The organism is Sphingomonas molluscorum (assembly GCF_039522995.1).
Taxonomy (GTDB): domain Bacteria; phylum Pseudomonadota; class Alphaproteobacteria; order Sphingomonadales; family Sphingomonadaceae; genus Sphingomonas; species Sphingomonas molluscorum.
Window position 1 is genome coordinate 1 of sequence record NZ_BAAAEL010000021.1, and the last position, 8195, is coordinate 8195.

Genomic DNA, 8195 nt, shown 5'->3' on the forward strand with positions numbered 1-8195 from the left:
TAACTGCCGCCCACGCCCGCACTGCTGCCTCAGTCACCTCGCCCGCCATGGTCGGCGCGTCTGGGAGGGTTGCGGCCGCGCCTACAGCCTGGACGAAGCTCCTGGCCTTCTCGGCGTCCGGCATTATCGCGATTGTCTCAAAGCGACGTAGGAACGCTACGTCGAGCGGTTCGATCGAGCTGTCTGCCTGGTTCACCGCCGAGAGGATGTAGAGGTGGGTCGAGAGGTAGAGGTCCACGGTAGCGCCGGTCTCGTCGAGCACTTTCATGGGCCAGCTCTGCGCCGTGGGCTTGTCGTCTGGGCCAAGCCGCTTATCGCTCTCGATAGAGACTACGGCGTCGCCAAACAGCTGCACCGCAGGGCCGCGGTTCATCTCGTCGATGATCAGCAGTGCCGCCCCACCATCTAATGCAAACGCGTTTGTCTTCACGAGTGAACCATGCGCGACGCTGAAGGACGGACCGCCGGCGCCGGCATCGGTGCTGGGAACGAAAGCCGTCGTGAAATCACGGGCTTTAGTGTTTGCCGAGAAGGCGATGCGTTCGACGTGGCGGTTCGATCGACCTCCGCTCGGCATGTGCGCGTCCGCTGTGGTCGCAAGCGGCACCTGCGCCGGCATGGCGATGCGCCCGCTGGACGTAATGGGTTTAGGTGGCGGGGCCGGTGCGGCCGTCACCTGCTGGAAGGCTTCCGCAACCTCCTGCATCAAATGTGTCTTACCGCAGGAAGGTGGGCCTGACAGAAGTACGTTGTGTTTGTCCTTGAGCGCCTGGAGGACAGCGCGCGCTTCGTTCGAGATAGCCATCACTTCACGAACGAGGTCTTGGCCTCGAAGTCCTTGAAGCCCATCGTGGCGTTAGTGCCCGGTGGCTGGGCCAGGATAGGTCGAAAGAAGTCGGTAACCTCTGCGTTCCAAAGATTATTCTGGATTGCCTGTTCTGTAATGAATGCAAGCCGCGGCGAGACCTGGGCGTCGCTCTGGATTACCAACAGGAACACCCGGCCTTCGTTCGTCGGCGGCGTGAGCCTGAGTGCAGCGACGCGCCCGAGGCGAACCTCAGTAGGTCTGGCTTTTGTCGGCGGCCAGTATTCCATTCTCATGACAACGTAGTCCTCGCCATCAACAGACCTTACCTCAAGTTCGGTTGCTGCTCTGTCGATGGCAGTATCATCAATGTGAACGAAAACGTCTGCGGCATGGACGTTTGAGACCTTTTTCTTACCGCCCCACTCGGTTCGTTGCCTGGGCGTAGCGCTCGGGAAGATTTTTGAGAACACGGGCGCGAACGTTCCGCCAGGGCTAAAGCGTTGATCGCGCGCGCCGCCACCGGTCCCGCTATCTGCGGACGCTGCCTCAAACTTCCTGAGATCCCCCGCCTTCAGCTCCTTATAAACGAAGCGCTGTACCTGACCCGTTCCCGTCACACGCTGTCCCCCCTCAACTATCTTATTAGAGACCGTGGGCGACTTGAGAAGTCGTAGGCTCGTCGGCATCGACCTGTGACGGGACATAGGCCCGAGCGCCAAGCGTCGAGGCTGCGAGCACACGCTGCCGAGCGATGTCCTGCTGCGATCCGCTAATCTCGGAAAGAATGAAGTCGCGCGTAATGGTTGAACGCTTCTCTCCCGGCAAGGCAGGCTGGCTGCGGTCGAGGCTCGGAAAATCATCTAAGATACGAATGACATCGGCATCACTCCTAATGCCATATGCGCGCAAGCAGATAAGGTCGATGTCACGCCGGGCGGCCGCAATGGTTGCGGCCGCATCTCCTCCCCTACTTACATCGGCCTGCGCAATACGGCGGGCGGCCGCAACGATACGCCGCGCCGGCAGGGAGTCTGGCAGGATTGGAGGGAGCGGTACACTCTGGAGTAGGAAGTAGTTGACAGTGGTGGTGAGCACCCGCCGAAGGAGCCAGTCAAAGGCTATGCTGTTGACCATGCCGCACCACAAGTGCAGCGCGTCCTCTCCAAGGGCATTTGGAAATAGGATCGTAGGGACTTTGTTGCCGCACGCGACGCCAGCTGGAATAACAGCGGCCAGCATCGAACGCTCGTTAGTTTGGCCGGCGATGTCGCAGAAGCCTGCCCGCACTTGAGACAGGCGCGGACGTGCCGTGGCTGGAACATCAGAAGCCTTGATCCAGAACTGCGGCTTAATTGTTGCTTTGCCGATCGGAGCGCTGCTCCAGATCGCACGTCTGCCAGTGCCGCTAAGATACACCTTTGCACCAAATCGGTGCTGATGGACCATTCGTCCCTCTACCAGCGGTATAGCGCCGGGCGTGGGCTTCGTCTTGAAAAGACGTCGCTCCCTAGTCATGTCGACTTCGCGCGAAAACTCGGGCGCCCATGTGTCATCAGCTTCTGCCCAGCGCTGGCCGGCTTTGCTCATCCTAGCGAACAAGCGCCATTCTGCGCTTGAGCTAACTTCTGGTATCGACAGATCGGGGCGGAGGCGGCGAAGGCTCGACAGCGGAATGGAAACGGGCTCACCACTTTCTGCAGCGCCCCGCGAGCCGAGCCCGCGCGATAAAGTGAGTTGGGCTGTTCGGGACCCGGCTAGCTTTGCGGTGCCTGCCCCGGTCACGGCGAGAAACTTGAAGCGACTGTCGATACCAAAAAACCGGGCGCTGTTATCGAAGACAGCGATGTCTATCCGCTCGAATCTATCCAACAGGAGTTTGCGTAGAGCCGTGGTAGATTTAGAGCGGATAAGGCCGGCGGGAAGCAGGGCGGATATCGCGCCTCCGGGGCCAGAAATTTCTAGGAAAAGTTGTGTGAAGGCTGCGAACAGATCCTGTTCACCACTCGCCAGTCCGAAGCGCTCCGAGACGGCTTGGGCGTAGTTCCTAACTTCCTTCTTTCGCTGCTCCGTCGCGATCGAGATCGCACCTTCGTGCACCGCGCCGTAGTGACGCGACGATCCCGTAGCACGCTCTTCCTCGTGCCTGTGCACCTTCAGCTTTTCCCAAGGAGGATTGCCGACCACCATCGCGGACGCAGCCCCGATGTTCTCTCTCCATTGCCGTGCGGAGCGCATCAGGCTGTCCCCGGCGTGCCAGCGCGCTGTCATCGATTTAATCACAGTGAGATCGCCGGTGAGCGACGCCAGCGAAAGTCGGGCGCCTCGCAGTGCAGTGGAGGATTGGTCGGCAGCGATTACACCTTCCGCAAGGCGCTTGGCCGCGGCTCGCCGGTCCTGGTTGCAAAGTGCGAGGACAGACGCGACTAGGAGGATGCCGGTGCCGCTTGCTGGATCAACTAACGGAAGTTTTGGCGAGCCAGCGACAGCGATATTTCGGCCGATCAATCCTGCGAGACGAAAGTCGGTATAGTGCGCGCCAGTAGTGCGCTGAGCATGGACGCTCAATCGTTCTCTAGCTAGAGACGACAAGGCGAGAGACGGATGAATGTTTGTGTCGCGGATGGCACTGAGAAGTTTTGACGCAACCTCATCCAAAGTACTGTAATCGTGCGTGTCGATACCAAAGGTGCGATGGAAGGACCTTAGATCATATCCTCCCAGTCGCGCAGACGCTGCTTCAAGAACTTGCATCCTGCGCTCGGCATCTGGCTTCTTAGACCTGATGCATGCGGCGTCGAGAATGCGTTCGGCTGGCCCTAACAATGAATGTTCGAGCGGGATAGGACCGGTCATGCGGTCGCGCCTTCTAAAATCACGTTCCGAGGCATTGGGGAGCTCTTTCGCGCCCCGCGTCGTGCATATGTAAGAATGTACTCTGTGACGGTGTCACCATTGGCGCTCGCCGAACGGTTTGGCCGGTAGCGGCCCACCTCCTCAATCGGAGTAGTGACTATTTTACCACTGCGGGAAAGCATCTCCTCCAGCTCTAGTAAGTCGACGTGGCCTTCTGCGCTGTATGACAGAATGACGTGACGTGAGCCGATGTTTTCGACAAGTGAAACAAGCGCATCAAGCGCACGACGCTTGTAGCAGAAGGCCGAGGCTTTGTGCTGCCAAGGCCTTAGGCCGCTCACACCTTCAACGCGGGGTTCATCGCCAAGCACCAAGGTTTCAATGATGTGGTAGTATGAGGCGTATTGGCGCTTAGTGTAAGGTGGATCGAGATACACTAGATCGTTTTCGGCCGTTACTAAATCAGCGACATCGTGCGTGGTAGTATCAAGCTCCGTCGCAAAGTCCTTTAGCAATCGAGGTTGCAGAACTATGGGACGCAGTGCTGCGCTCTGCCACTTGGATAGGAAGCAGCCGTATGTCCCGGCAATATTAGCGCATCTGTTTACGCCCGCAATTAGGTCTGCGAGTAGCAGCTTTTCCTCATCAGGGCTTATATCGCCACCCTCACGCCAGTCAGAGATCAATGACCGCATGGCATCAATTCGGGCAGCATTCTCCTCTGTGAAATACCTGCGCGCGGTTCCAGCGTGCAGCGCGGAGGCAGGGCTGTACGTCCGGTGAAAGTAGCCAGTCCGAGCCGGCGTTTGGTTCAATCGATTGATGGCACCGTCATAACCGTCAAGACGGCTGAAGCTGACTTGGTCATGTGAAAGAAGCCGAGCTGCCGTCATGATGGTAGCGCTGACCATGGTGTCGTTTGCCCAGACATCGCGTCCGAGCAGGCCAGCTACCTCTGATACCGCCCCGGTCCCGCAAAACGCATCCACGAAGCGATCGCAGTTGTCATACGAGGAGATAACCCGACTCAAGGGGCTAGTTAGGCGCGCTTTTGAGCCAATGTACCGGAACGTCACCCTTGCACCTCGTTAAGTTGGTGCGCCGCCCCTAGCGATGTCTCGCTTCGGGTCACGGTTTTACCGCCATGTGTGTCATAAATCCGGGACCTATCGCTGATCGGAAGGCTCGTGCGCGTGGATAGCGCTCGGTAGAGAGTGGCGTGGTGGCACTTGAGCAGCTTAGCTGCTTCTCGGACGGATGTGCCCTCCTCCACCAGACGTTCGCCTAGAGCGACTTGGTCTGAAGTAAGTTTAGGCGGCCGGCCGAAGCGCACGCCTCGCGCTCTGGCGGCAACCCGCCCACTGCTTGTACGCTGATAGATTAGCTCGCGCTCGAACTCGGCAATGCCGGCAAAGACGGTCAAAACCATGCGACCCGCTGGGGAGGTTGTATCGGCCCAAGGCTCGGCCATCGAACGCAACCCCGCGCCAGCTTCCTTTAAGCGCTCAGCGATGTCGAGCAGGTCTCTGGTTGATCGTGCGAGCCGATCAAGCCGCGTGACTACTACTACGTCATCGTCACGGAGATGTTCGAGCATGCGTTCCAGCTCGGGCCGGTTGCGCCTTGCGCCCGAAACCTTCTCCTCAAAAGTGCGGCGACAGCCGGCCTCCTTCAGTGCGGCGCGCTGCACCCGCAAATCCTGATCGTCAGTTGAGACACGCGCATAGCCAATGAGCATGTTGCAAATGTGCCTATAAAGGAATCTGTTTTGCAAACGAATTTTGCGACATGCTCGTTGGCCCAAGTGTAAACGCTCGCGCTAAATGGCGGCGTTCTGATCGCGCTATTTGTCAGTTGCCGGGTCCGATGACGAGGCAATCGCGCGCGGCCTGAACGATGTCAGCGGTGACCTCCTCGACGCGGTTGAGGGTCATGATCCGCCGCATCTGCGCGAACAGGCGCTCCATGAGCCGGAAGTTGCCGCGCGTGATGCGGATCACGGCTGCCTGCGCTTCGATCGCGTCGAGTTGGGCCGGGTCGAAGCTGATCCCGAAATCGCCGGCGTGGGTCGCGAGCAGCAGCCGCATTTCGGTCTCGGTAAGCGGTTTGAACTCGTGGACGAAGCCGATCCGCGAGTAGAGCTGGGCATAGCGGGCGAGGCGCTTCTCCAAGCCCGGCATACCCATCAGGATCAGCCCGAAGCCGTGGCGATCGGCCATGTCGCGGAGATGTTCGAGCGACTTTATGGTCAGGCGGTCGGCCTCGTCGACGATGACGAGGGGGCAGGCGATGCGGGCGGCGTCATGGGTGATTTCGTCCTGCGAGCCGCCCGCGACCGTCAGCCGGGCATAGCCCAGCTTAATGAGGTTGAGGCCCAACACCGCGTCGATCGTCTTGGGCGTGTTGCTGACCGACACGGTGTAGAAGACGGCGCGGCAGCGAGCGACCTTTTCGCCAAGGAGCGCGGCAATGGGACGGAGCGCGGCATATTCCCCCAGGTCGGGGAAGCTGGAAAACTCGCGCGCCGATCGCGTCTTTCCGACGCCCGGCCGGCCATGACACACGCCGATATAGCGGTAGTGCGCGCAGGCTTCGGCAAACTCGACGAACCGGGCATGTTCGCGGGTCGCCAGGAACGGCTGCTCGACCAGGAACTCAATCGTCAGCGGCGTAGAGCCGGAGCCCTCGGTAGGTGGTGGGCCGGGAAGCCGTATCCTCTTGGTCGCCATCGAAGGTCTCCGTGGGGGCAGGCACCTGCTTGTCGCGCTCCTTCGCGCCGCGCCGGGCGCGCTGGATCGCGCGCAACGACGGGTGCCCAGCGTGCTCGGAGCTGAGCGCACGGCAGACGAACCGGCCCTGGTGGTAGACGTGGATCTCGGTCAGGTCGCGGGGGTCATAGACCGCCTCGACCTGCTCGCCGACGAAGGCCGCGAGCGTGGGTTCGACATAGCGCCTGCCCATCAGACGGATGCCGTCGCGCAGCACTTTACGGGGCTTGGGCACGTGCACGAGCAGCATGTCGAGCTGTTCAAGGCTGTCGGGCATTGCGGGCAGGAACCCGCCCTTCTGCCAGCGCGTGATCGGCGGTTCGCCGGTGCTGCCATGCGGGCGACGATGATAGACGCCGCACACGAACGCCTCGAAGCGGGCGCGCAGCTCGTCGAGCGTGAGCACTGGCGCCGACAGCGGCTTGCCCGCGATCAGGTGGCCGGGCAGGTCGGGCAGGAACATGTCGTTGATGGTGCGGAACAGCCGCTCGATCTTGCCGCGCCCGCGAGGACGCCCCGGCAGCGAATGGATGAGGCGGATTTTGAGGGCGATGCACGCCTGCTCGATATGCTCGGAGATGAAATCCGAGCCGTTGTCGACGTAAAGCTGTTCGGGAATGCCGCTGACGATCCATTCGGGATTGGGCTTGCGCCAGATCGCCTGCCGCAAGGCGAGCGCCGTGTTGAGGGCACTGGGGGCATCGAGGCTGAGGAAGTAACCGGCGATGGCTCGGCTGTGATCGTCAACGATGACGGTCAGCCAAGGACGCACCGGGGTTCCGGCATCATCGAGCACGAGAATGTCGAGAACGGTATGATCGGCCTGCCACATCTCGTTCGAGGTCGCGGCTTCGCGCCGATGCACTAGCTCGTGCTGGTCGCGGTAGACGGCCGGATCGGAGGCTGCGGCGATCTGGCTTGCCGGTATCGCCCTGACGACACGCGCGACGGCCGCATAGCTGGGGGTTCGGTGTCCATGCGCGATGGCGAGTTCCTGCACCTTTCGGTGAATGGCGGCGACCGGGGGTCGCGGGCGCTTGGTGGCGAGAGTGCGGGTCAGTTCGACCAGATGTTCCGGCAGGTGCAGCCTGCCCCGATCGTTGCGCGGCAGACGCGCGAGACCGGCAAGTCCTTCGGCACGGTAGCGCCCGAGCCAGCGCTGCAACGTCCGCTCGCTCAGCGTGCCGGTGCGGGCGAGGTCCGCGAGCGGGATGCCATCGGCGAGGTGCGGTTCAAGGACGCGGTAGCGCTCGATCGCCAGCGGCGGGACAAGCGCCGGATGCGTCACCGCCGACGGTCCGTGTCGCAGGTAAGGAAAACGGAGATTTGCCTGCCCATCGCCATGCGAGTCCGCTCGCGTTGCCAAACCGGCCTGTTCGACGTAAATCTACCCGGTAAAGAAAACTAGGGCAACATAGACCTGCCGATGACGACTTTCTTCCCAAACCGCGCCCGATCGGGGCGCCACCGGCCCTACGCATGAAAATCGGTTACGCCCGCGTATCGACCGCCGAGCAGAACCTGGACCTCCAGCGTGATGCGCTGAAGGCTGCCGGCTGCGAGAAGGTCATCACCGACAAGGCCTCCGGGGCGACTGCCGCTCGCCCTGGATTGGAAAAGGTGAAGGAGCTGCTTCGCGCCGGCGACACACTGGTGGTCTGGCGCCTCGACAGGCTCGGCCGCTCGCTCCGTGATCTGATCGGATGGATGACCTACCTCGACGAGGAAAAGGTCGGGCTGCTGAGCCTGCACGAGGCGATCGACAC

General features: G+C 61.2%; 7 protein-coding genes and 2 pseudogenes. 1 reads left to right on the forward strand and 8 read right to left on the reverse strand.

The window, feature by feature from the left end; genetic code table 11:
- The 8 genes and pseudogenes from ABDZ92_RS16725 to ABDZ92_RS16995 all read right to left on the reverse strand — a co-directional run.
- Positions 1 to 805, reverse strand: an 805-nt coding sequence (locus ABDZ92_RS16725) for a hypothetical protein (protein ID WP_343764096.1), incomplete at its 3' end; no start/stop codon positions are given.
- Positions 805 to 1494 (reverse strand): hypothetical protein, encoded by a 690-nt coding sequence (locus ABDZ92_RS16730; RefSeq protein ID WP_024021621.1) that lies wholly within the window; start codon positions 1492 to 1494, stop codon positions 805 to 807. The genes ABDZ92_RS16730 and ABDZ92_RS16725, both read right to left, overlap by 1 nt.
- Positions 1451 to 3661 (reverse strand): type II restriction endonuclease, encoded by a 2211-nt coding sequence (locus ABDZ92_RS16735; protein WP_024021620.1) that lies wholly within the window; start codon positions 3659 to 3661, stop codon positions 1451 to 1453. The genes ABDZ92_RS16730 and ABDZ92_RS16735 overlap by 44 nt, the downstream gene beginning before the upstream one ends.
- Positions 3658 to 4737, reverse strand: coding sequence for a DNA adenine methylase (locus ABDZ92_RS16740; protein ID WP_024021619.1), 1080 nt, complete (start codon positions 4735 to 4737; stop codon positions 3658 to 3660). The genes ABDZ92_RS16735 and ABDZ92_RS16740 overlap by 4 nt, the downstream gene beginning before the upstream one ends.
- A 104-nt stretch (positions 4738 to 4841) precedes the next feature.
- Positions 4842 to 5399 (reverse strand): annotated as a pseudogene (locus ABDZ92_RS16745) (recombinase family protein); the annotation flags it as partial.
- Between the two features lie 112 nt (positions 5400 to 5511).
- Entirely contained in the window at positions 5512 to 6390 is an 879-nt protein-coding gene (locus ABDZ92_RS16750; protein ID WP_009824028.1) for an AAA family ATPase, read from the reverse strand.
- On the reverse strand, positions 6317 to 7429 hold the full coding sequence (locus ABDZ92_RS16755) for a Mu transposase C-terminal domain-containing protein (protein ID WP_241527248.1): 1113 nt from the start codon (positions 7427 to 7429) through the stop codon (positions 6317 to 6319). The genes ABDZ92_RS16750 and ABDZ92_RS16755 overlap by 74 nt, the downstream gene beginning before the upstream one ends.
- 138 nt (positions 7430 to 7567) lie before the next feature.
- Positions 7568 to 7717: pseudogene (locus tag ABDZ92_RS16995) on the reverse strand (Mu transposase C-terminal domain-containing protein); the annotation flags it as partial.
- Between the two features lie 191 nt (positions 7718 to 7908).
- Between ABDZ92_RS16995 and ABDZ92_RS16760 the strand changes: the two are divergent.
- Positions 7909 to 8195, forward strand: a 287-nt coding sequence (locus tag ABDZ92_RS16760; protein ID WP_343764157.1) for a recombinase family protein, incomplete at its 3' end; no start/stop codon positions are given.